Genomic DNA, 21,817 nt, shown 5'->3' with positions numbered 1-21,817 from the left:
AACAGATTGACCATTGTCGCTGACACCGCACGGGTGAAATCGGGCATGAGCTGCAGCGGGACGTTCGACCAGGGGGTCCCTCATCCCGGCGAATGAAGGTTTTTCGGACTCGCCCGGGGTAACAATGTGCTCATGCCACACCCTGCCGCGACCTATCGACTCGGTATCGTGTCGACCTATCTGCCCCGCCAATGCGGTCTCGCGACCTACACCGCGGACCTGCGCGAGGCACTGGGTGTCGCCACCGACGATCTGGAATCAGTCGTCGTGGCCATCGACCGTGACGGGCTCACCTACGGCGACGAGGTCGTCGCCACCATCACCCAGGACCGCATCGAGGACTACTCGTCGGCGGCCCGCGTCCTGCGCGAGGAGGGCGTCCAGGTCGTGCTGATCCAGCACGAGTACGGGATCTTCGGCGGGCCGGACGGCTCGCACCTGCTGGAGCTCACCCGCGCGCTCAACGCGTGCGGCATCCCGTACCTGCTGACGCTGCACACCGTGCTCCCGCACCCGTCGCCCGGCCAGGCCGCCACGCTGCGCGCCCTGTGCGCCCGGGCCGCCCGCGTCACGGTCTTCACCGAGACCGCGCGCCGCGTCGCCATCCGCACCGGCATCGCCGCCGGCCACCAGCTCGTGGTGGTCCCGCACGGCGCCCCGGACGCGATGCGCCGCCCGCCCGAGGTGGCCACGCTGCGGCCCGAGCTGCGCGAGCTGCTGGACAAGGTGCGGGGCAAGCCGACGCTCACGACCTTCGGGCTGCTGGGCAAGGGCAAGGGCATCGACATCGCGATCGACTCGCTCGCCGAGGTGGTGCGCAAGCATCCGGACGCGCAGTACATCGTGGCCGGCACCACCCACCCGGAGATCAAGCGCCAGGAGGGCGAGATCTACCGCGACAGCCTGCACGAGCAGGTCCGCCAGCTCGGCCTGGCCGACAACGTGCACTTCGTCGACGCCTTCCTGGCCCTCGACGAGCTGTCCGCGATCCTGCACGCGAGCACGCTGTTCGTGACGCCGTACCGCCAGCCCGAGCAGATCTGCTCCGGCGCGCTCACCTTCGCCCTGGGCGCCGGCCTGCCCGCGGTCTCCACGGCGTACAGCTACGCCGAGGACATGCTGGCCGGCGGGGCCGGGCGCGTGGTGCCGATCGGCGACGGGGCCGCCCTCGCGGCCGAGATCATCGACCTGCTCAGCGACAACCGGGCCCTCGCCGCGGCCAAGGCGGTCGCCGAGGCGTGCGCGTCCTGGCTGCCCTGGCCGGCGGTCGCGGCGCGCGAGGCCGACCTCGTCGCCGACGTCGTGCGCCAGGCCGAGGCGGCCACCGCCCGCCCGGGCCACGCGACGGCCGCCGCGCCGCCGCTCAACCTCGATCACCTCATCCGCCTCACCGACGAGATCGGGATCATCCAGTTCGCCCGCGGCCCGAACCCGGACGCGACCTCCGGCTACTGCGTCGACGACGTGGCCCGGCTGGCCATCGTCGCGGCCGACCTGCTCGCGGTCGGCACGGACACGAAGCAGACCGCGGCGGCGACCCGCTGGCTGCGGCAGTCGATCCGGTTCCTGACCGCCGCCTACGATCCCTCCGGGGCCATGCACAACGTGCTGAGCTACGGCGGGACCTGGCAGGACTGGCCGCACATGGGCGATCACGTCGGCCGTACCGTGTGGGCGCTCGGCGTGCTCGTCGGCACCCCGGCGGTTCCGGACGACATCCGCCGCCCGGCCGCCGCCCTGCTGGACGAGCTCGGCCCGCGCACTGAATCACTGGCCGGCCTCGGGCTGCGCTCCGCGGCGTACGCCCTCATCGGCCTGGCCCGCGCCGGCCGCACCGACCAGGCCGCCCCGCTGCTCACCCGGCTGGACGAGGCGCTCACCGAGACCTCGGCGACCGACCCGGCCTGGCGCTGGTTCGAGACGGAACTGACGTACGACAACGCCCGTCTCCCACAGGCCATGCTCCTGGGCGCGGCCCTGCTGGAGGACGACGCCGTGGCCACGCGGGCCCTGGCCGCCCTCGACTGGTACGTCCAGCACGTGGGCCTGGCCGACGGCACCCTGCGCTGCGTGGGCAACAAGTGGCACCACCAGGGCGAGCCCACGGCGATGTGGGTGGCCGACGACGGCGACGAGCAGCCGCTGGACGCCGCCGCGGTGACCGAGGCGCTCGTGGACGCCTGGCAGCACACGGCCGACCCGCACCACGCGCGGCTGGCCGGCTGGGCCTACGCCTGGTTCCTCGGGCGCAACCGGGCCGGTGCCCGGATGTACGTCGACGCCACCGGGGCCTGCCATGACGGTTTGTCTGCCACTGAGCCAAATGGGAACCAAGGGGCCGAGTCCACGCTAGCCTATTACCAAGCGCTCCTCAGCCTCCTCAGGGCCGGTCTGGCCGCGCTGCCGCACCCTGTGCAGCCCACGGCTCCGGTCCCGACCTCCCTGCCCACGACCACGCTCACCAAGCCCACCAACAAGGGCCGAGTGGTCGGGCGGGCGTCGGCCGGCTTCAGCGCGACCGCCTCACCGCCCCGCCTGCGCAACACGGAGGACCATTCCGATGCACTTTGATGCGGAGCTGTTCCACCGGGAACCCACCAATCCCCTGCTCGGCGCCGGGGACTGGCCGTATCCGATCAACAGTGTCTTCAACCCCGGTGCCGCCATGCACAACGGCGACACGGTCCTGCTCTGCCGGATCGAGGACCGCCGGGGCATCTCCCACCTGACCGTCGCCCGGAGCAAGAACGGGCGCACCGACTGGGTCGTCGAGGGCAAGCCGCTCATCGCCGACGACCCGACCGACGCCCACAGCTGCTGGGGCGTGGAGGACCCGCGGGTCACCTACGTCGAGGAGCTCGGGGGCTACGTGATCGCCTACACGGCGTACGGGCCCGGCGGCCCCTGCGTGGCCCTGGCCAGGACCGAGGACTTCCAGACCGTCGAGTCCCTCGGCGTCGTCATGCCGCCGGAGGACAAGAACGCGTCGCTGCTGCCACGCCGGATCGGCGACGACTTCGTGCTCTTCCACCGGCCCGTCTCGGTGCTCTCCGCCCGGGCCGACGTGTGGCTGTCCAAGTCCAAGGACCTGCGCTCCTGGACGACACCAGAACCGGTGATGCAGTCGCGCTCCGGCCCCTGGTGGGACGCCACCCGGATCGGCATGGGCCCGCCGCCGATCGAGACCCCGCACGGCTGGCTCGTGGTGTACCACGGCGTGAAGCAGATGGTCGCGACGTCGATCTACCGGGTCGGCCTGGTCATGCTCGACCTGGACGACCCGACCAAGGTCATCCGTCGTACCCCGAGCTGGGTCCTCGGCCCGGACGCCGACTACGAACGGGTGGGCGACGTCCCCAACGTGGTCTTCCCGACCGGCCTCGTCCACGACGAGGCGCGCGACGAGCTGCGCATGTACTACGGCGCGGCCGACCTCACCGTGGCGATGGCGAGCGCCCGGTTCTCGGAGGTCGTCGACTACCTGGTCTCGCTGCCACCCGAGGACGAGTAGCTGTTGCTGGAGGGGGCCCGCTCGCGGGCCCCCTCTTCGCTTACTTTGGGGAAGTGCCCTTGACCACGGGCACCCGCACGAGGTTGCCCCACTCGGTCCACGACCCGTCGTAGTTGCGCACGTGCTCGTAGCCCAGCAGGTGCGTCAGCACGAACCAGGTGTGCGACGACCGCTCCCCGATCCGGCAGTACGCCACGATGTCGTCGTCGGTACTGAGCTTGAGTTCGCCCGCGTAGATCTTGCGCAGCTCGTCGGCCGGCTTGAACGACCCGTCATCGCGGGCCGCCTGCTTCCACGGCTTGCTGACCGCCCCCGGGATGTGCCCGCCGCGGAGCGCCCCCTCCTGCGGGTAGTCCGGCATGTGCAGCAGCTCGCCCGAGTACTCCCCCGGCGACCGCACATCCACCAGCGGCCGCCCCGCCTTGATGTGCTCGAGCACGTCCTCCCGGAACGCCCGGATGCGCGTGTCGTCGCGATCCACCACCGGGTAGTCGGTGGTCTCGCGCTTCGGCGCCTCACGGGTCATGTCCCGCCCCTCGGCGACCCACTTGGCCCGCCCGCCGTCGAGAATGCGCACGTCCCGGTGCCCGAACAGGGAGAACACCCACAGCGCGTAGGTGGCCCACCAGTTGAAGTTGTCCCCGTAGAACACGATCGTGTCATCGGCGCCGATGCCCTTGGCGCCACACAGCGCGGCAAAGCCTTCGGCGTCGAGGTAGTCGCGGGTGACCTGGTCGTTGAGCTCGGTGTGCCAGTCGACCTTGATCGCCCCGGGAATGTGCCCGGTGTCGTACAGCAGCACGTCCTCGTCGGACTCGACCACGACGAGCCCGGCGTCACCGAGATGCTCAGCCAGCCACGCGGTGGTGACGAGCCGCTCCGGGTGCGCGTACGCCTCGAGATCCGGCGCTGGATCGGATGCAACAGCCATAGTTCCGACCCTAGCCCGCCCACCGAGATCACCATTGCTCGTCGAGGATGCTCAGCCGCCGGCTCAACTTCCGCGCATCATCCCTAGGCAGCGCAGCTCTGCGGGGTCGGGGCAGCGCTCGAGCCGGCCACACCCGCAGCTGTTGTCGAAGAGCCGGTGGTACGGATCACGCAGGAACACCGCCCAGGCGTCGACCACTCCACGGACGGCGCCGGGCCAGAGTCGCTCGCGCCCGATTCGGACGACGGCGGCCACACCTCGGGGCGAGAGGCCGGGCAACATCCGGACGGGCCGCTCCAGTCGCGGATACGGCCCAGCGGCCCGCACGGCCGCGGAGGACCTACGCCCCATGTTCCTTTCGGGTGCTCGTCATGCCGGCATCATTCGCACGCCAAGCCCCTGCCTCGCCGATGCGCTGCGTCAGCGTGTGGACCATCATCGCGAATGCTGGCCCGACCGCGCCGAACCTTGCGCACGGTCGTGCCTGCCCGGTGTCGCGCGTAGCGCGGTCGGGGGCCGGCGATGTGCCGCAGCGCGTGGAAACCGGCATCCTCGCTGTTCGGCCAGTTGGCCTTCTCCCGCCATTTCCCCCACTCGCGGGACCACGTCCGATCCGTGAATGGATTCCCGTGTCGGGTGTGCACAGTGGACGCGCAGCCCGTTGCCGAATTTGGCTGTACCAGATCAAGAAGCTGGCCCCGTCGAGAACGGGGCCAGCTCCGTGGACCGCACGGGAATCGAACCCGCCTGACAGGGATTTCAAGCCCCGCTGGTCACCTTGACCGCGGCATATTGAGGCTACGCGGGGACGCCTTGCTGTGAGGGGCTGTCAGGGCGTTCTCCCGGCTTGGTACCTGCCTGGCCCGCCGGCCTCCCGTGGAGCAGCAGCTCGCCGAGCGTCAGTCCGTCAGTGGGGCCAGCTCCGGTCGCTTCGCGGTGACCATGTCGCCGGAGGACTTGCCGGTCAGGCGGCGCTTCACCCATGGGGCCAAGTGGTGTGTGGCCCACATGGCGTCCGCGGCCTTGCGGGAGACCCAGGACAGCTCCTCCGGCGGCGCCGGCGCCGCCAGCCAATCGGCGTCGCACGTGACGCCCAGCTTGGTCAGGACGTGCGCCGCCACGCGCTTGTGGCCGGACGGTGAGAGGTGCAGGCGGTCGATGCCCCACAGTCGGGGGTTCGCGAACTCCGGGTCGTCCCACAGGCTCACCACGTGCGCGCCGTGCTTCTGGCCCACCGACTCGATGGCGTTGTTGAACAGGTCGACGCGGGGGCGGAGCATCTTGCCGCCCGGCATGCGGCCGGTCATGTCGGCCCAGCGGAACATCACCAGGTCGGCGCCCGTCGCGCGCAACTTTGCGATTGTCCGGTCGAAGCGGTCGATCAGCGCGTCGTGTTCCCAGTTGCGGCGCAGCGCGTCGTTGCCGCCGCCGGCGAAGCTGATCAGGTCCGGCTTCATGGCGACGGCCAGGGGGACCTGCTCGGCGGCGATGTTGTCGAAGAGGCGGCCGCGTACGGCCAGGTTCGCGTACTTGAAGTCCGGCTGGTCCGCCGCCAGCACGCCGGCGACCAGGTCAGCCCAGCCGCGGTAGCCCTTGCCGTCCGGCCGCGGATCGTCCAGTCCCTCGGTGAAACTGTCACCGACCGCCACGAAACTTGCCCACTGCCCCACAGTGTCTGTCCTCCCCGTTGTTCTGCCCGTTTCGCATCCTGTCAGGGGCCCTGCACGGGGGAAAGCGACTTTGCTCCACACCACACTTCTCACCAGCCCCTGTGGACTTGTGGATAAAGCTGTGTACAGAGCTAATCTCTGGCCCATGCTGTTCGTGCCGTACCACCTCGACGAGCGGCTCGTGGGGCTGGAGGCCGACCTTTCCGCCGAGCCGGACGTCACCATCACCGCACAGCTGCCCGACGGGGACATCTGGGCGCGGCTGGCCGCCCTGTACGACAACGTCGCCGACGCGGTCGCGGCAACGGACAAGCCGGTCGTGGTGTCCGGCGACTGCACGGTCTCGCTGGCGAGCGTGGCCGGGCTGCAGCGGGCCGGGCAGGACGTCGGGGTGGTGTGGTTCGACGCGCACGGCGATGTGCAGACGCTGGAGACGACGACGTCCGGGTACATCGGCGGGATGCCGTTGCGCCTGCTGGTCGGGTACCGGCCCGAGCTGATCGCCACCCGGCTCGGACTGCGCGCCGTGGCCGAGGAACGGGCGGTGCTCGCCGGCGCGCGGGACCTCGATCCCGCCGAGGTCGAATATCTCGCCGGAGCTAGGCTCTCGCGGTACGACATCAATACAATTCGACCCCCGGACGGTAAGTTTCTGGTCCACGTGGATCTGGACGTGGTGGACCCCGCGGAGCTGCCCGGGTTGATGTATCCGGTCGATGGGGGACCGACGGCGAGCGCGCTGCTCGCCGCGGTGCAGAGCCTGGTCGCGACCGGGCGCGTGGCCGGGCTCGACGTCGCCTGCACCTGGCGGCCGGACGGTGGGAATGCACAACGGCGGAATTTGATCGCCGCGCTTACTAAGAGTCTCTAAAGCAAACCCACAGAGTTTCCAACCCAAGGTAATCGCACAAAAGCAGACCGTATTCGTCGCCCGCGAAACACCTTCACGATTGGCCGAACGCGTGACCCAAAAACCGGTTAACTAGGGAATATTGGTAGCTGTGAGAGGACGGCATCGGGCTGCGGACCTGAGGAGCAACGGGTTCGTCGCCCTCGCGGCCGGCATGATCCTTCCCCTCGTCGCCATCGGTGCCGTCTACGGCGGGTACCGCGCCATGTCGACGGCGGGCTGCGCGGGGACGGTGCGCCTGTCCATCGCCGCCAGCCCGGAGATCGCGCCGGTCATCAAGGACGTCGCCGCCCGGTGGACCAAGACCGAGCCGCGCGTCAACGACGAGTGTGTCTCGGTCGACGTGGTCCCGGTCGCCTCCAGCGAGGTCGCCGCGGCCATCGCCGGCGAGAGCGGGGCCACCGTGCCCGGCGTGGGCCAGGCCGACGGCAAGACGCAGGTGCCGCAGGTCTGGATCCCCGACTCGTCCATCTGGATCCAGCGCATGCGCGCCGCCCGCGAGGACCTGGTCACGCTGGCCTCGCCCTCCCTGGCCCGCAGCCCCATCGTGCTGGCCGTGCCCGAGCCGACCGCGAAGCAGCTCGGCTGGGTGGAGAACAAGGTCACCTGGAAGCAGGTGCTCGAGCAGATCGTCGGCAACTCCCAGGTCGTACCCGGGGTCGTCGACCCCCAGCGCGACTCCGTCGGCGTCTCGACGCTGGTCGCGATGGCCTCCGTGCGCGACCAGTTCGGACCGTCGGGCGACTCGCTCACCGTCGGCGCCGTGAAGTCGCTGATGTCCGGCAAGACCGAGCAGCAGTCCGGCCTGATCGGGCGCTTCCCCCGGGACGCCGACCCCAAGACCCTGTCCACCGCGGTGACCCTGGCGCCGCTGTCGGAGCAGGCCCTGCACGCCTACAACGCCGCCGGACCGGCCGTGCCGCTCATCGCGGTGTACCCGGATCCGGCCCCGATCGCCCTGGACTTCCCGTACGCGGCGATGCCCCGGCTGGCCCCGGACCGCGAGGCCGCCGCCGACGCGTTCCGCCAGCAGCTCACCGGGGCCTCGTTCCGCAATCTCCTGGCCCAGCACCAGCTGCGCGCCAACGACGGCACGGTCGGGACCGGCATGACGCTGAGCCCGAGCGCGCCGCCCGGCGGGCAGGTCACCCCGGTGCCGGACCCGCAGGTGATCTCCAAGGCCCTGCAGATGTGGGTCGAGATCACGCAGCCGTCACGCATGCTCGCGGTGGTGGACGTGTCGGCGGCGATGAAGACGCCGGTGCCCACCGCCGGCGGGCTGACCAAGGAGCAGGTCGCCGTCCAGGCCGCCCAGGGTGGCCTGGACCTGTTGCCCGACTCGTGGGCCGTCGGGCTGTGGTGCTTCTCCACGGCCATGGCCGGCGGCCACGACTACCAGGAACTGGTCCCGATCGGCCCGCTCACGACCCAGCGCGACCAGTTACGCGGCGCGCTCGGAGGCCTCAAGCCGAACCCCAAGGGCGGGAGCGGCTTGTACGACACGATCCTCGCCGCCTACCAGAAGGTGCAGCAGGGCTGGGACTCCGGGCGCGGCAACTCGGTCGTGGTGGTCACCGGAGGACGGAACAACGACCCGAGCGGGCTGTCGCTCGACGCGCTGGTCAGCGCGCTGGGCGAGGCCGAGCGCCAGGACCAGCCGGTGCAGATCATCGTCATCGGCGTCGGCTCCGAGGTGAACCAGAACGAGATGCAGCGCATCGTCGACGCGACCGGCGGCGCGGTCTTCATCGCCCCCGACCCCTCCAAGATCGGGGAGATCTTCATGAAGGCCCTGGCCCTGGACGACGGACGCTGATCTTGAAACTCGATCTCACGCCGGCGCTCGACGCGCCCGCGCTGCTCGCCCCGCCCGTCCGCGCCGCACTGGCGGCCCTCGACGGAGCTCAGACGGTACAAGTGGCGGCAATTGATCCTGAACTGGCGGACACGGCGGCCTTCTGCGCGGCCTATGACGTGACCCTGGAGCAGTCGGCCAACTGCGTGATCGTCGTGGGCAAGCCGGCCGGCGTCTATGCCGCGTGCGTGATCCTGGCGACCACCCGCGCCGACGTGAACGGAGCCGTGCGACGGCTGCTGGGCACGCGCAAGGCGAGCTTCGCGCCGATGGACGACGCGGTGGGCATTTCCGGGATGGAGTACGGCGGCATCACCCCGATCGGCCTGCCCGCCGACTGGCCGATCTACATCGACGCGCGCGTGCCGTCCGTGGACGCCGCGGTGATCGGCAGCGGCATCCGCGGCAGCAAGATCGTGCTGCCCGGTTCGGTGCTCGCCGCACTGCCCGGGGCCACGGTCGTCGAGGGCCTGGCTAGCCCTCTGACACCTGACGCTTGAGCCGCGCCAGGATCGCCGTGCCGCCCCGCACCCGCAACGGGCTGATCGCCTGCGCCAGTCCCATGCGCTGATACAGATCATTCGGTACGGCCAGCACCTCGTCGACCGTCGCCCCCTCGAGCCCCTCACTCAGAATCCCCGCGAACGCGCGCGTCGTGGGCGACTCGGGCGGGCAGTCGAAGTACAGGCGAACGGTCTTCTGCTGCGAAACCTCGGCCTTGAGGAAGAACGGCGTCTGGCACTCCGGCACCTGCTCCATGCCCGCGTGCTCGGCGAACTCGGCCGGCAGCGGCGGCACCGCGTCGGAAAATTCCAGCAGCATCTCGAGCACCACGTCCCGCGGCGCGGAGGCGAACTCCTCCACGATCGCGGCCAGCTTGCCAGGCATCTCCACGTTGCTAACGTACCCGCTGTGCCGAAACTGATCTCGGACGTGCTTGCCCCCGGCAGCCTCGCCGCCCTGTCGCAGCCCACCCTCGCCGCCGACGACGGGCTGGTCCTGCGCCCCTGGCGGCTGGCCGATCACCCCGCCGTCGTCGCCGGCTACTCCGACCCGGCCATCCAGCGCTGGCACTGCCGCGCGATGACCGACGACGAGGCCGCCGCCTGGCTCGCGACCTGGCCGGAACATTGGCGCACCGAATCGCGCGCCGGCTGGGCCATCACCACGGACGGCGAGGAGGTGGCGGGACAGATCTCGCTGCGTTCCCTGCAACTCATCGATGGACAGGCCGAGGTTTCGTACTGGGTGCTGCCCGCCTTCCGCGGCCGGCGCATCGCCCCGCGGGCTCTCGCTGCCATGTCGACGTGGGCGTTCGGAACGCTGGGCCTGCACCGGCTCGAGGTCCGGCACTCGGTGGAGAACCCCGCCTCGTGCCGCGTCGCTGCCGCCGCCGGCTTTTTGTTCGAGGGCGTCCAGCGGGCGTCGCTGCTGCACGCGGACGGGTGGCACGACATGCACGTACACGCGCGCCTCGACTCTGACTGAGCCAAGGCGCGCGTGCTGTTGCTGTTGCTTTTTGCGCTGTCTTCAGTTGTTGGGCTGAGCCTGTCTTCAGTTGTTGGGCTGAGCCTTGCTTCAGTTGTTGGGCTGAGCCTTGCTTCAGTTGTTGGGCTGAGCCTTGCTGATCCCACCCAGGACCGAGTCGGGATCGATCTCCTCCGCGAGGTCACCGATCGACACGATCCCCACGAGCCCGTTGTTGTCATCGCAGACCAGCACCCGTCGTACGGCCTGATCCCGCATGAGCAGCGCCGCCGAGTGGATCGAGTCCTCCGGCCGCACCGTGACCAGATCCTTGGTGAGAATCTCCCCGATCGTCGTGGCCGCGGGGTCGCACCGCTCGGCAACCGCGCGCACAACGATGTCCCGGTCCGTCACGAGCCCGCTGAGTTCCGGCCCGTCCGCCACGACCACATCCCCGATATCCTGCTCGCGCATGGTGCGCGCCGCCTCGGCGAGCGTGGTCTCACTCGGCAGGTAGACCACGTTGGTGGTCATCACATCCCGGACTGTCTGCATCGTCATCGCCAAGACCTCCCGACCTTCGATGCTGATCTGTTACCCAGCTCACGATTCTCTTAACGATCAAGGCGATCGGCGCGCTCGACGCCGAGGGTTCACAGGGAGACTCACCTGATGAAGTCCGACGGCCGGGTGCTGAGCCCCGCAGTGCTCGCGGCACTCACCGACTGGCCCAGCATCGGCCAGCACCCGGAGCGGGCCGACCTGACGCCCTTGATCCCGTTCCTCAACGAGCTGCTGGACGACCTGCCGTGGTGGAACCCCGACTCCCGGACCCGCATCCGTTCGGCCCGCTGCTGCACGCCTTGATGGCCAACCGCCAGAACACGGTGCACGACCTGGCCCGAGGAGCAGGCCTGTCGACGTCGACCGTCCACGGATTGCGCTCCAGTGGCCGCAGACCCCACCCCGACCTCATCAAACACCTCGCCGAAGCACTGGGCGTACCGGCGGCAGACCTGGCCGCCATCGCCGGCGTCTCCGACGAGGACTACCTGGACCCGTGACGGAGGGAGTAAGGCGCAGGCTCCAACAGCGACGGCTCCATGCCGTCGTAGCGCCCACAACAGGACAACGGCCTCAGCGACTCGCGGACCGACATCAGCAAACATCGTCGTCACGACTGCTGCCCGCGCGCGATGGCGGGTAAGCCACCACGGGGAGCAACCCCCATAGATCTGGGAGCGCCAGCGATCCAGTGCCAATGGCGAACGCCGAGGCATGGGGGGTGTGGGGTGGGAACCCCCCACGGGGGGAGCGAGCCTGCGAGCGGGGAATCCGCCGTCGCAACGGCGAACAGGGCGCAGCCCTGTGAGCAGGGTGCGCCCATCGACGGTGGAAGCGAGGGGACTCGAACCCCTAACCCGCCGAGCCAGCTGAAGATCACCCAAATCCGACGGATCGCGCGCTCCACCAGGTCGAACGCTCTCATCGATTGCTAACGTTTGACGAGAGTCGCCATCGTCGGGCTTACCAGATTCTTACCGGACGATCTTGAGCGAGTCACGGTCCGGCACTCCTGTAGTGAGACTTTTACGACATGATCGAAGCAGCCCAGCATGGCGTGCTCAATAACGACCAAGCAAGCCGGGTTGCGCACACCCGAGCAATCGCCGTTCGGTCGCAGTGCACGGAGTCTAAGTTTCCCCGGCGGAGGCGAAACGGCAACGGTCGAAACTACGACGACCTCGCGGTAGCTCAACACATCAACACCAGATCATAGCGCTGTAGTACTCTCCGGGCTACGGTGCGGCCATCCGATAGTAACCGCAACGAACCTCAGATCACCCTGCGGCGACCCAAGCACTAGCACCATCAATGGAAGAAGGCATGCAGAATGACCGTCTGGTATCCGACCGTCCACAACAAGCGCGATAGCTTGGGTCTTCCCGTATATGAGATTCGCGGTACGGACGTCTACCCGACCGTCCACAACAAGCGCGATAGCTTCGGTCTACCTGTATATGAGATTCGCGGTACGGACGTCTACCCGACCGTCCACAACAAGCGCGATAGCTTCGGTCTACCTGTATATGAGGTTCGCGGTACGGACGTCTACCCGACCGTCCACAACAAGGGCGACGGATATGGACTAGCTACGTATGGCATCCAAAGCGCCTAGGAATAGGGCGAGTAAGCCCGTTTAAGTGTTTCAAACCGTATCCAACACTCACCGCGCCTTATGGTCGGGCGGCAGACTTGAGGCGCCCGAACGAGAACCAGTTGTCCGTGTGGGGTCCACCTTGAGCTAACCCGGCTTTCATGTCCACTGGCAAGGGATTAATGGCGACGCAGTTCGTGAAGCCGGATTGGTTGCTGTACAACAGTTTCAGCTTCGGCATGGACGGACTCGGTGCGATCGGTTGCTGTACTTTCCGTCCGGGAACATGCTCGACCTGCTACTCGTTGTTAAACGTGGGCCCTGGCCGTCCTGCAGCTTGCCAAGCTCGTTCGCAAGCGACTCGAAGGGAGATCCACGTGGTCGATCATGATTCCATCGACGTTGCAGACCTCGCGTTCATGATCGCAGAGGTTCCAACCGTGTCCCTTCGGCTGGCTCTGGTCTCCCGCGACCTGGACTGGGAAGTTGCATGGGGTGAGGTCGTTATCGACCGCCCAGAGAAGACGGCATTCCGGACCTGGCGATACGCCAGCAACCTCTACATCGAACGCGAGGTTCCTGGCCCAATTGCGGCGCTGCTGGTGGGTGGCAAACAGGAGGATGTCGACGGAGTCACAGTCCTCCCACCAAAGACGACGTCCAACGCGCTCGCCGAGCGCCTTCCGGGCCAGCAGCGCCGTCATGACCTAGTGACTCCCTGGCCACGTACCGAATGGCGGATTAGCCACCTCCAAACGCCCGCAACCGCTCAGCAAGGTCTTCTCGTTGGCGATGGTCCGACCTTCCTCAGCGCGGATGCGGCCGTAAGTGCCTTCTTCGACGCAGCTGCTTCCCGGATGGTGAGCTCCCGGCCGGCCTGGCGGATCGTTCGGCACGAGCAGAAAGCATGGATACATCGCGTAAAGATCACGCCGACGAAGCTTGTCGTGCGCGTGAAGGGTAGTGGCCTTGCAGGAACATCCATCGAACTTTCCAGCCCGACGTCGCATGAGCAGCGTCCGATCGGCAAGCAAGGCACAGCGACGTTCCGGCTACGCGAGAGCTTGCCTGCCCACACGATACTGTGCCTGCGGACGAGTGATCGGTGGCTCGACTACCGCTACTTCGGTGACCTCACGCCCGGTACGCGCGACGACTCCATAGAGTGGGAACAACCCGGAGCTGAACTTGAACTACTCATCGCAGGTGGTGAAGGTCAGCACGTGGAGTTCAAGGAAAGCCTTCGCGAGGAGTCCACGAGACGGAAGGCGATGCGTACTGTTGCGGCGTTCGCGTCCTGGAACTCCGGCACCATCTTGGTAGGAGTCAACGATGAGGGCTCGGTCGTCGGCATCCCACCCGCAGACAGAGACAAGGTCGCCGTGGCCATCACCAACGCGATCCGGACCAACGTAACTCCAGAACCGCCCTACGCCATGCGTTGGATTGAGCACGAAGGTCGCCACGTTCTGGCGATTGAAGTTGTTGCCGATACGCAGTGGCACGCCTGCGGCCTGCAAGAACCGAGGTTCTACGTCCGGCGTGGGGCAAGCACGATGCCCGCGACGCTGCCCGAGATCGCGATGGGATTCGGCGGCGGCTGAAACCGGCAGGGAGGCTAGCAGCGCCTACACCAGGTGTGCTCAATTCCCGGCAGCGATAGCCACTCCAGCCCCTCCGTATACCCGTCGTCCACCCTTTGGGGAACGGGCCGACGGCGGGGGCTGCCCGCGTGAGTACGGACCGCGACCTCCGCGACCACGCTCGGCGGCCCCCGTCGTCGGCCCGTTGGCTTGTCTGGACGGCGGGGGTGCGGAGGGGCGCCCACCGGAACCCTGAGGCCCCCGGCTGGAGGCCCCGCCGGAGGCAAAGAGCGCGACTAACCGATCAGTCGGCAGGGAGCGCCAGCGACCGGTGTCCGCGGGAGCAACGGTCGACCGCCCGACGGACATGGGGCCGAAGCTGCTGGACCGGTGACGGTCTGGCCCTGATCGACGCTCTTCCAGGACCCGGCGTGGCCCGTACGCGGCTTCCCGGCCGGCGGGTTTCCGGCGCCGGCGCGGAGCGCGGGCGCCGCTTGCCCACCGACCTGGTGACCGCGTGCGGGCTGCGCCGTAGGCGCCTTGATCTAGTACAGCCAAATTCAGCAGTTCATACCCCCTTCGACGATATCGCCAGCAATACCGCCGAGGGGCCTCGCGTTGACATGATCCGAGCGCGCTTCGCGCTGCGAAGGCTGGTCACCACCCGCGCAGGACAGCCTTGCGACGACCGTGTCGAGGTTCCTATTCCTCCGCCAGTTCGGGTTGCCCGATCTGCGCTCCCTGCGACCTCTTGCCCTAGTCCTCAGCCGCTTCTCAGCTGGCGATCCGACATGGCCCTCCACTAGTCACAGCAGCTACGATGTCCTGGGTGATGACCACATGTGATGCTGTAGGCGCGCTGCGTCGGGATCGGAGGGCAGATGGCCACACCGCGCAATGCGTACATACCGCATCTAGAGACCCAGGAAGAGTACTTTGATCTCTTCGATGGGTTCACGAGTGAAGTTCCCGACGCCGCCTCTAGAAAGAAATTGCCAGGCGGCCTCTTGAAGTCATACCTTCTGGAAACGGTAGGCCCTTCGGCGGAGCCTGAAGAATTCGAGAGAATTCTTCGGAGAAGTGGTCTGTTCGGCGAGGCAATTGGGGATGAAGAAACAGTTTTCCGAATCGTCGATGACAAGCGACAGGGAATTGCCCTCGCCGAGCGATTCGGGAGTCGATACCTAGCCTTGTATACACTGCTTCCTTCGCGCCAGTCGGACGGCCTAGTTGGCAAAGCAGTCTTGACTAACCCCATGCTCGACCATCTTTGGATCTCTTCTCAGACATTCGGCGCACTTTGGGACTATGTGCGTTCAGTCAACACCGGTAAACGGTACGGCAGACTCACCTTCGAACACGAGTCACTTTTCGACATCGAAGAGTCGGAGAGTGATGGCATAGACTCCGAGCGACGCACATCGCGGTTCACGATGGTTGACAAGCTCGATGTTATCGCAGCGCGCATGGTTCCATTACAGGAGATGTATGCGCCATTACATTCAATAACCCATCTCCGCATTCCAGCGGCGTCACGCGGAGGTCATGACCTATATTTTGATGGGAAGATAACCAATCGGAGCGACTCTTTCCTGGACCACCGCGGCGCACTCAAATATGTTGTTGACGTATATTCTCAACTGACAGCGGATGTCGAAGATCGGCTCTGGTTTGCCGACTCAACAAATGGCGTCGGTGACCTTGAGCTAAACGGAGCCGTAGCGGAGCTTATTTTCGGTCAACCTCTGCCGGAGCCGACATTCCGCCGCTGGGTCATGACACTTTTCAATAAGCGAAATAACAGATTCAGGATCGGTGGCTTTCCGAACTGGTTGAGCGAACGTAAGGTACAGGCCAACGCCATCGATCTACACCTTTGGCAGCCGCTGTTGCTGGAGCTAACACCTCAACGTGTTGTGGCGGTCCTCCCCAAAGGCACATGCGGTAATACCATCAACAGGCTGGTATCAAATATCCAGCGATTTGTCGATCCGAATGTGACAGCGTACGTTGGGGGCGTAAACTACTCGGACCTTGTTCCGCGGCCGGACGTGGACCGTGTCGCTTCATGACCTCACGAAGGATCCGGTTTTTCAAGTTAACGCATGCTTGTGGCTGGTGTTAAAACCGAATAGCGGCCAGTCAAATCCGGAGTCTTCCTATGGGAAGGCCGGCTATGTGGTGCGCGCTCTCGCCAAAAAGCTCGGCGTATCACCAGCAACTCGGCTGTCGTTCAAAGCTGCCGCTCTGACGCCAGAGCCTCCGGTTCCTGACTTGCTGTTTCGAAACGCTAATGATGGCCACCATCTAGTGCTCGAATGTAAGGCTTCCGGCTTTACAACGTCATCGTCCACGGCCAAACAGGCTCGTAAGATCTTGATTGCCTGCGCGGATGCCGACAATGCGCTTGGTTCACCCGGGGAAGCGTTCGTTGTTTATGTCACCTCTGATGACGACGCACTATGGCTTCTAAGCACCCTCGAGGCTCTCACCGAGGAGCTGAGGGTGCTCGAATTGCCGTCAGCGGTGCCAGCTGTCATTGGGCTCACCATCGAGGATGACGGCCTCTATGCCGTGCTCAATGTCGCGAGAGGTGCAGGCGAGGAGAAGCTTGGTGAAATTAGAGGAAGACGACTAATAACCGAAGGCAACCCGGACGAAGCCCGACCCATATACATTATCCCGTATGATCCGTCGGCTGCAGAGAACCAAGACGCCGACGAGAAGGACTACTGCCTCCGCTTACTGACGGAGCGGGTGCTCATCTACTGCATGCATGTGATCGGTTTAGCGGTCACACCCGATTGCGTCTATATCGACGCCACCGATGCATTAAAGCAGGCGACATTCAACGTTTCGACCAGGTGGCGCGACAACAGCGACGTAGACGCGTTGCGCACGAGGATAGCGTCGATTATCTTTAGCACTCTCAACCGTGGTGAACTTAAGGGGCGCGTCGACCGTTCGGGCTTTGTCGTTAGTGTCGATCTCGATACGAAGGATGAGCAAGAGCTCGCTCTTAGCCTTCTGTTTAAGGCCCAGCCGAGCCGTCTTGCCGAAGAGCTTGCGAACAAGCAATCGTCGATCGTTGACTTAGGCTTCTAGACAGGCAAGTTCTCTGGTCAATTGGATCGTCTTCCAAAGCCAACCTAGACGCGAGCTGCAATCGCAACCTTCATCCAGGCGACGACCCGCTCCCTGTCTATCCCAGCCACGGCCGCGAATCGTCGACAAACCTCGGCTGCGGTATGTCTTCCTCTGACCTTCATCGCTAATACGGCTAAGTCATACGCCACCTCGCCGGAGATTCCTCGTGGATCGATCAAAACCCAACTGTTCGCGCTGGACAGCAGCAGATTCCATGTCGAAGCGTCACCGTGACACAAACGAATCTCCGTACCGCGGTCCAGATCCACGAGTAGATCCAGCGCTGCACTCCGCTCGGAATCAGATGCCGGAACCTGCCAGACGGGCATGTCGGTCAGGTAGTCATCCTCGAGCCGTCCTCGAATCCACGAAGCCAGGGACATCATTCCCACGATTGGTGCCGGCTCGTCACGCAGAACGGCTAGGGGCGCGGCAAGGGCTTCGAGGTCGGCTACGGAACGATCTGTCAATGCAAATGGCAATCCAGGCTGAATCTCGTCCATCACCGTCCAGGTGGCTAATTTAGTGACGACGACGCGGTGGATAGCTGGCGCGACGTTCAGCGCCGCCATCGCCTCCGAAACCTTGGCCTGTATCGGGCCATCAGGGTCCGGACTGGACCGAATAACCAGGCCACCATCGGGGGTGTCGACAGTTACGACATAGCCGTATCGAGCGTGTAGGACATCGCGGGGGCGGCCGTTGAACTCAGCGCACAGCTCGGCCAAAGCCTCACCTGCGGTGGACAACCACGGTTCGGCACGATCGGGCCAGCGCTCACGAACGCCATCAACCACGTTGTCCGGAACGGCTAGCCAATCGGTCATCGGTGCTCCTGGGCAAGGATGGGAGGTCGGAGGAGCAAGTCACGTCAACGCATGGATAGAGGCGCCAGGCGCAGGGCGTCGGCGAGTTCGCTCATGTCGCCGATGACAAAGCCAGCGCCCGCGCCCTTCAAGCGCTCCCGCTTGCCAGGCTTGTTGGCGTACCCCACGGTCGTCGTGCCTGCCGCACGGCCAGCCTCAATGTCACTGGGTGAGTCACCCACGAACAGCAGGCTTTCCGGCCTAGCGTTTACGCCCTCAATGGCTCGACGTACTAGGTGTGGATGCGGCTTCAGCAGCACCGGGTCCATGCCGTCGTACCGGCCCACAATCAGGTCGACGGCGCCGCCGAGGTCCAGGCGGCGCAAGTAGGCCTCGACAGCCTCGGTGGCGTTGTTGCTGGCGATGGCGACCGGACGGCCTGACGTGCGCGCTGCTGCCAGGACGTCAACCACGCCAGGTGTCGGCGTCGCGGACTCAGCCGCTTGCGCTTCGGCGTCCCGCGCGGCGTCGGTGATTAGCCGGGTCAGCTGCTCGTCGCCGTGGGACGCTGCCTCGCGCAGGAGTGCCAGCATGTCGCTCGCGGCTAAGTCGTAGCCTTGGGATGCCGCAAGCTCACGCAGCTGCTCACTGATGGCTGCGGCCGGGCAGCCGGCGAAGAGGTTGGCCACCGGCCCGTCGAAGTCCAGCAACAGCACGCGTGCGGTCCGAACGACATCCACAAGCGTCTTCGTCACGGCTGCTGCTCATGCGCGATGGTGGTCCACACACTGTCGAACCAGGCTCGGGCCTGCTGCACGTACTGCGTGGCCAGGTCCTCTTCGTCGCCTACGGCGAACTGGAACAGCGGTATGTCCTTGCCCATCACGTCGAAGATGGGTACCGGCTCCTGGGCGATGGTCACCGTGTGGCGAACCACCGGGTAGAAGCCGAAGAACGCTTCGCTGTTGTTCAGCACGTAGACCTTGAACAGGGCGGCGGTCCCGTGGGTGCGCACCTCGGCAGTCGCGGACCGAACCAGACCCAACTCCCCCAGCTCGCGCACCGAGTCGACGATCGCCTCGCTGTGGCGGCGGCTGATCCTCGTGGCGCGGTCGCGCACGGCCTTGTCGTTCTCCGGTCCGTCGATCGCAGACGGAACGGCGGCCGGCTGAGAGTGGTCCGGCACCAGGATGCGCACGGCAATGGACTCCGGCGTGAGGCGACCCGCGCGAATCTTGTCCAGCGGTTCCGTGAGCGCGCCGTGCAGGGTCTCGCTGGAGAAGCCGGCGAAGTCGATGGACACGTGCTGGCGCTCGAACGCGGCTTCGATGTGTGGGCGAAGGCCAACGGGGCGCTCGGTCTGCGCGCGAACGAACGCGCCGCTCCCCTGGCGGCTCACAATCAGCCGTTCCTCGCGCAGCACGCGCAACGCGACCTTGACGGTCTCGCGGGCGACGCCGTAGCGGTCGGCTAGCTCGTTCTGTGACGGGAGCCGTTCGCCTGGCTGGAATCGGCGCGTGAGAATCGCGGCTCGCAGCACGTTCGCAATCTGCTGCGAAGCGGGCCGCGGGTCGTCCGGGTCCAGTCCGTCGAGACTCTCGACTACGCCGTTCACGCGATCAGCCTACGACCTGGCTAGCCAGGCTAGAAATATCCACCCGCCTGTTTCTTGTGCGGGATCCGTGGTCCATCTATCGTCATATTTGACTAGCCAAGCTAGCCAAATTTGAATTGACGATCGGAGGCTGCGATGAGCGAAGTGTTTCACCCGCACTGGTGCGATCGAGAACGGTGTCCGGTCGGGCGGGTGAGCGGCAAGTACGCAATCCACAGGTCGCGGTCGGTCAACGGCACCAACGATCCCGACACCGGTACTGCGGTGTCGGCCTCGCTATGGATGCTCGAAGACGGCCCGACCAACCTCCTGCTCGAATTCGCGGACGGCACGGACGAGGGCGCCGACCTGACTGAGGTGCAGGCACTCGAACTCGTCACGAACGTGTCCCACCTCCTGGCCGTGTCCGCCGGCGCGAGGTAGCCGACCGTGCCCACCGATTCCAGTCAGCCGAAGTACGCCGCGATCATCTCCACCCTCCAAGCGCAGATGACTGACGGGACCTACCCGATCGGCGAGATGCTGCCGAGCGAGGCGCAGCTGGTGCGCGAGTTCAGGGTGTCGCGCTCGACGGTGGTCCGGGCGCTCGAATACCTGCGGCAACAGCGCTGGGTTGAAGGCCAGCAAGGCAAAGGACGGTTCGTACTCGGCCGGCCCGCCCCTACGCTCGCCTCGCTGCCTCGGCGTGCTCGGCACCTGCTGCGGCCCGGCATGTTCGCGGATGCCGCGCTGCTGACGTCCGGCCGAACGGCGGCACCGCCCGCCATTGCGGCGATCCTAGGTCGGCGGCACGGCATCAAACTCGTGACGAGGCGGTACCTCCTCACGCCCGCCAGTGGTCGGCCGGTGGGACTCACCTCCGCATACATCGATGCGCCGTTGGCCGAAGAGGTGCAGCTGCACACCGACGCGCCCGGGGCCGACGACCTGATCCAGTACCTGGAACGGCGACGGACGGTCGTCGCCACGTACGTGGTGGAGCAGGTCGGCGCCCGTATTCCGTCTCTGTTCGAGGCGACCGCCCTCGACACGGACCGCCGACACTGCCTGCCGTCCATCCTTCTGTCCGTCCTCGACGCCGATGGGCGGCCGCTCGTCGTCGTGGATGCCCTCGTCGCTCGGGAGGCGGTTGAACTGACTTCCCGGTTCCGGCTCACATAAAGGATCTTCGCTGCCTACTTGACTAGCCATGTTGGTCATGTCACGCTTGGCTTACTTGGTTAGTCAAGTAGCCAGGACGGCTTGAGGGAGCGAAGACGCAATGGCTCTGAAGGGTGGGACCAGGTTTTCGGTGCGGTTCGAGGACGTGTTTCCGGCCGGCTGTGTGCTGGTCCCGGACTCGATCGTCGAGGCGCAGGACTTCAACGAGAAGACCCGTTCGCGGACCCCGGCCGTGGACAAGCTCACCGGTGAGCGGGTGTGGACGGTACGGGTCATGGACATGGACCCCGACCTCGCCGGCCGTTCCCGCGAGGTGGCGGTGAAGATCACGGCCCCGGTGCGGCCGGTACCGGAGTCGTCGGTGCCGTTCTCGCCGGTGGAGTTCGAGGGCATGACGGTCACGCCGTACGTGCCGGACACCACCGGGCGGCTGACCTACTCGCTGCGCGCGACCGGGTTCCGCGTGCCGGTGGCGGCGGGCAGGGCCAGCAAGTGAGCACCGGCGCCGCCGTGGTCTCGGTGAACGTCCACGTCGGCAGCGGTACCCGGCTGCGGCTGCACCGCTCGACCGAACACGCGGGCGTGTGGCTGCAGATCGGCGAGGCGACCGGCGACGTCGCGGTGTTCCTCGACGGTCCGGCGCTGGCGCGGGTGTTCGCGGTGCTGCACGAGGCGGACGACATCCTGCCGGCGGCGGCCTGAACAACCTTTGAGGGATGGGGCGGTCCGGCTTCCGACGGCACACAGACCGCCCCCTTCTTCCCCGGCATGTGTTTCTGGGCGGCAGAGGAAGGCGGGTTTCATCATGCCCAAATCCCGCTCCCCATTCCAGCCTGACCTGCGCACTTGCTCCAACCAAGTGCCGCTGCTGATGCCCGTGGCGCGTGATGCGTCCGGGCGGTTCACCCGCTGGTTCACCGGCATGCCGTTCGAATTCCTGGCCTTCCGCCGCGACAACCGCGGCCGGTTCGCCACCCTCACGGCCGCCGGCTGAACCCCGGGA

General features: G+C 66.4%; 24 protein-coding genes. 17 read left to right on the top strand and 7 right to left on the bottom strand.

The features are described 5' to 3' along the window. Positions 1-168: 168 nt before the first annotated feature. Entirely contained in the window at positions 169-2,571 is a 2,403-nt protein-coding gene (locus tag ACQPZ4_RS00220; RefSeq protein WP_433054299.1) for a glycosyltransferase, read from the top strand. Beyond that, the gene (locus tag ACQPZ4_RS00215) at positions 2,561-3,511 is read left to right on the top strand and encodes a hypothetical protein (RefSeq protein WP_433054296.1); all 951 of its coding nucleotides are present in this window, start codon (positions 2,561-2,563) and stop codon (positions 3,509-3,511) included. Before ACQPZ4_RS00220 ends, ACQPZ4_RS00215 begins: the two co-directional genes overlap by 11 nt. Before the next feature lie 40 nt (positions 3,512-3,551). Here the strand turns inward: ACQPZ4_RS00215 and ACQPZ4_RS00210 are convergent, their stop codons facing one another. Together ACQPZ4_RS00210 and ACQPZ4_RS00205 are read right to left on the bottom strand one after the other, a co-directional pair. Next, on the bottom strand, positions 3,552-4,442 hold the full coding sequence (locus ACQPZ4_RS00210) for a sulfurtransferase (RefSeq protein WP_433054293.1): 891 nt from the start codon (positions 4,440-4,442) through the stop codon (positions 3,552-3,554). An 899-nt stretch (positions 4,443-5,341) separates the two neighbouring features. Next, positions 5,342-6,112, bottom strand: a complete 771-nt coding sequence (locus ACQPZ4_RS00205; protein WP_433054290.1) for an SGNH/GDSL hydrolase family protein — start codon at positions 6,110-6,112, stop codon at positions 5,342-5,344. A gap of 145 nt (positions 6,113-6,257) precedes the next feature. Here ACQPZ4_RS00205 and ACQPZ4_RS00200 point away from each other — a divergent pair, with 145 nt between their 5' ends. The 3 genes from ACQPZ4_RS00200 to ACQPZ4_RS00190 all read left to right on the top strand — a co-directional run bounded on the left by ACQPZ4_RS00200 (position 6,258) and on the right by ACQPZ4_RS00190 (position 9,377). After that, the gene (locus ACQPZ4_RS00200; protein WP_433054287.1) at positions 6,258-6,983 is read left to right on the top strand and encodes an arginase family protein; all 726 of its coding nucleotides are present in this window, start codon (positions 6,258-6,260) and stop codon (positions 6,981-6,983) included. 130 nt (positions 6,984-7,113) lie between these two features. Further along, positions 7,114-8,838, top strand: coding sequence for a substrate-binding domain-containing protein (locus tag ACQPZ4_RS00195; protein ID WP_433054284.1), 1,725 nt, complete (start codon positions 7,114-7,116; stop codon positions 8,836-8,838). Next, entirely contained in the window at positions 8,835-9,377 is a 543-nt protein-coding gene (locus tag ACQPZ4_RS00190) for a YbaK/EbsC family protein (RefSeq protein WP_433067123.1), read from the top strand. Before ACQPZ4_RS00195 ends, ACQPZ4_RS00190 begins: the two co-directional genes overlap by 4 nt. Here ACQPZ4_RS00190 and ACQPZ4_RS00185 read toward each other — a convergent pair. Further along, on the bottom strand, positions 9,352-9,765 hold the full coding sequence (locus ACQPZ4_RS00185) for a SufE family protein (protein ID WP_433067121.1): 414 nt from the start codon (positions 9,763-9,765) through the stop codon (positions 9,352-9,354). The genes ACQPZ4_RS00190 and ACQPZ4_RS00185 overlap by 26 nt on opposite strands. A gap of 24 nt (positions 9,766-9,789) precedes the next feature. Between ACQPZ4_RS00185 and ACQPZ4_RS00180 the strand changes: the two genes are divergently transcribed. Beyond that, positions 9,790-10,365 (top strand): GNAT family N-acetyltransferase, encoded by a 576-nt coding sequence (locus ACQPZ4_RS00180; protein WP_433054281.1) that lies wholly within the window; start codon positions 9,790-9,792, stop codon positions 10,363-10,365. 114 nt (positions 10,366-10,479) lie between these two features. Here the strand turns inward: ACQPZ4_RS00180 and ACQPZ4_RS00175 are convergent, their stop codons facing one another. Beyond that, positions 10,480-10,905, bottom strand: coding sequence for a CBS domain-containing protein (locus ACQPZ4_RS00175; protein WP_433054278.1), 426 nt, complete (start codon positions 10,903-10,905; stop codon positions 10,480-10,482). A gap of 111 nt (positions 10,906-11,016) precedes the next feature. Here ACQPZ4_RS00175 and ACQPZ4_RS00170 point away from each other — a divergent pair, with 111 nt between their 5' ends. The 6 genes from ACQPZ4_RS00170 to ACQPZ4_RS00145 all read left to right on the top strand — a co-directional run bounded on the left by ACQPZ4_RS00170 (position 11,017) and on the right by ACQPZ4_RS00145 (position 17,190). Further along, positions 11,017-11,211, top strand: a complete 195-nt coding sequence (locus ACQPZ4_RS00170) for a hypothetical protein (protein WP_433054275.1) — start codon at positions 11,017-11,019, stop codon at positions 11,209-11,211. After that, positions 11,157-11,408, top strand: coding sequence for a helix-turn-helix domain-containing protein (locus ACQPZ4_RS00165; RefSeq protein ID WP_433054272.1), 252 nt, complete (start codon positions 11,157-11,159; stop codon positions 11,406-11,408). Before ACQPZ4_RS00170 ends, ACQPZ4_RS00165 begins: the two co-directional genes overlap by 55 nt. Positions 11,409-12,238: 830 nt before the next feature. Continuing rightward, on the top strand, positions 12,239-12,523 hold the full coding sequence (locus tag ACQPZ4_RS00160; protein ID WP_433054269.1) for a hypothetical protein: 285 nt from the start codon (positions 12,239-12,241) through the stop codon (positions 12,521-12,523). A 140-nt stretch (positions 12,524-12,663) separates the two neighbouring features. Beyond that, positions 12,664-14,106 carry an AlbA family DNA-binding domain-containing protein gene (locus ACQPZ4_RS00155; protein WP_433054265.1) on the top strand — a complete coding sequence of 481 codons (1,443 nt, stop codon included), beginning with the start codon at positions 12,664-12,666 and terminating at the stop codon, positions 14,104-14,106. Between the two features lie 860 nt (positions 14,107-14,966). Beyond that, entirely contained in the window at positions 14,967-16,157 is a 1,191-nt protein-coding gene (locus ACQPZ4_RS00150) for a hypothetical protein (protein WP_433054262.1), read from the top strand. Further along, entirely contained in the window at positions 16,144-17,190 is a 1,047-nt protein-coding gene (locus tag ACQPZ4_RS00145) for a hypothetical protein (RefSeq protein ID WP_433054259.1), read from the top strand. Before ACQPZ4_RS00150 ends, ACQPZ4_RS00145 begins: the two co-directional genes overlap by 14 nt. Positions 17,191-17,234: 44 nt before the next feature. On the opposite strand, the gene ACQPZ4_RS00140 is transcribed toward ACQPZ4_RS00145, so the two are convergent. The 3 genes from ACQPZ4_RS00140 to ACQPZ4_RS00130 are packed head-to-tail and all read right to left on the bottom strand — an operon-like array spanning position 17,235 to position 19,653. Then, positions 17,235-18,059 carry an aminoglycoside phosphotransferase family protein gene (locus tag ACQPZ4_RS00140; RefSeq protein WP_433054256.1) on the bottom strand — a complete coding sequence of 275 codons (825 nt, stop codon included), beginning with the start codon at positions 18,057-18,059 and terminating at the stop codon, positions 17,235-17,237. 44 nt (positions 18,060-18,103) lie between these two features. After that, complete coding sequence (locus ACQPZ4_RS00135; RefSeq protein ID WP_433054253.1) at positions 18,104-18,793, bottom strand: HAD family hydrolase; 690 nt, start codon at positions 18,791-18,793, stop codon at positions 18,104-18,106. Next, positions 18,790-19,653, bottom strand: coding sequence for a GntR family transcriptional regulator (locus tag ACQPZ4_RS00130; RefSeq protein WP_433054250.1), 864 nt, complete (start codon positions 19,651-19,653; stop codon positions 18,790-18,792). Before ACQPZ4_RS00130 ends, ACQPZ4_RS00135 begins: the two co-directional genes overlap by 4 nt. A 192-nt stretch (positions 19,654-19,845) precedes the next feature. Here ACQPZ4_RS00130 and ACQPZ4_RS00125 point away from each other — a divergent pair, with 192 nt between their 5' ends. From ACQPZ4_RS00125 to ACQPZ4_RS00105, 5 genes are all read left to right on the top strand, one after another. Continuing rightward, the gene (locus ACQPZ4_RS00125; protein WP_433054247.1) at positions 19,846-20,076 is read left to right on the top strand and encodes a hypothetical protein; all 231 of its coding nucleotides are present in this window, start codon (positions 19,846-19,848) and stop codon (positions 20,074-20,076) included. A 6-nt stretch (positions 20,077-20,082) separates the two neighbouring features. Beyond that, entirely contained in the window at positions 20,083-20,814 is a 732-nt protein-coding gene (locus tag ACQPZ4_RS00120; RefSeq protein ID WP_433054244.1) for a GntR family transcriptional regulator, read from the top strand. A gap of 100 nt (positions 20,815-20,914) precedes the next feature. Further along, positions 20,915-21,310 (top strand): transcriptional regulator, encoded by a 396-nt coding sequence (locus ACQPZ4_RS00115; RefSeq protein WP_433054241.1) that lies wholly within the window; start codon positions 20,915-20,917, stop codon positions 21,308-21,310. Next, positions 21,307-21,516, top strand: coding sequence for a hypothetical protein (locus ACQPZ4_RS00110; protein WP_433054238.1), 210 nt, complete (start codon positions 21,307-21,309; stop codon positions 21,514-21,516). Before ACQPZ4_RS00115 ends, ACQPZ4_RS00110 begins: the two co-directional genes overlap by 4 nt. Positions 21,517-21,673: 157 nt before the next feature. Beyond that, complete coding sequence (locus ACQPZ4_RS00105; protein WP_433054235.1) at positions 21,674-21,808, top strand: hypothetical protein; 135 nt, start codon at positions 21,674-21,676, stop codon at positions 21,806-21,808. Positions 21,809-21,817: the final 9 nt, after the last annotated feature.

The organism is Dactylosporangium sp. CS-033363 (assembly GCF_050942475.1).
Lineage (GTDB): Bacteria > Actinomycetota > Actinomycetes > Mycobacteriales > Micromonosporaceae > Dactylosporangium.
The sequence above is the reverse complement of the archived record's forward strand: the minus strand, read 5'-3'. Positions and strand labels throughout refer to the sequence as shown.

What these genes read in the sequence shown, in the direction of transcription:
- ACQPZ4_RS00140 (WP_433054256.1), bottom strand. Translation starts at nt 18,059, where the DNA reads ATGACCGATTGGCTAGCCGTTCCGGACAACGTGGTTGATGGCGTTCGT.
- ACQPZ4_RS00150 (WP_433054262.1), top strand. Translation starts at nt 14,967, where the DNA reads ATGGCCACACCGCGCAATGCGTACATACCGCATCTAGAGACCCAGGAA.
- ACQPZ4_RS00170 (WP_433054275.1), top strand. Translation starts at nt 11,017, where the DNA reads ATGAAGTCCGACGGCCGGGTGCTGAGCCCCGCAGTGCTCGCGGCACTC.
- ACQPZ4_RS00160 (WP_433054269.1), top strand. Translation starts at nt 12,239, where the DNA reads ATGACCGTCTGGTATCCGACCGTCCACAACAAGCGCGATAGCTTGGGT.
- ACQPZ4_RS00155 (WP_433054265.1), top strand. Translation starts at nt 12,664, where the DNA reads ATGTCCACTGGCAAGGGATTAATGGCGACGCAGTTCGTGAAGCCGGAT.
- ACQPZ4_RS00200 (WP_433054287.1), top strand. Translation starts at nt 6,258, where the DNA reads ATGCTGTTCGTGCCGTACCACCTCGACGAGCGGCTCGTGGGGCTGGAG.
- ACQPZ4_RS00115 (WP_433054241.1), top strand. Translation starts at nt 20,915, where the DNA reads ATGGCTCTGAAGGGTGGGACCAGGTTTTCGGTGCGGTTCGAGGACGTG.
- ACQPZ4_RS00215 (WP_433054296.1), top strand. Translation starts at nt 2,561, where the DNA reads ATGCACTTTGATGCGGAGCTGTTCCACCGGGAACCCACCAATCCCCTG.
- ACQPZ4_RS00185 (WP_433067121.1), bottom strand. Translation starts at nt 9,765, where the DNA reads ATGCCTGGCAAGCTGGCCGCGATCGTGGAGGAGTTCGCCTCCGCGCCG.
- ACQPZ4_RS00175 (WP_433054278.1), bottom strand. Translation starts at nt 10,905, where the DNA reads ATGACGATGCAGACAGTCCGGGATGTGATGACCACCAACGTGGTCTAC.
- ACQPZ4_RS00210 (WP_433054293.1), bottom strand. Translation starts at nt 4,442, where the DNA reads ATGGCTGTTGCATCCGATCCAGCGCCGGATCTCGAGGCGTACGCGCAC.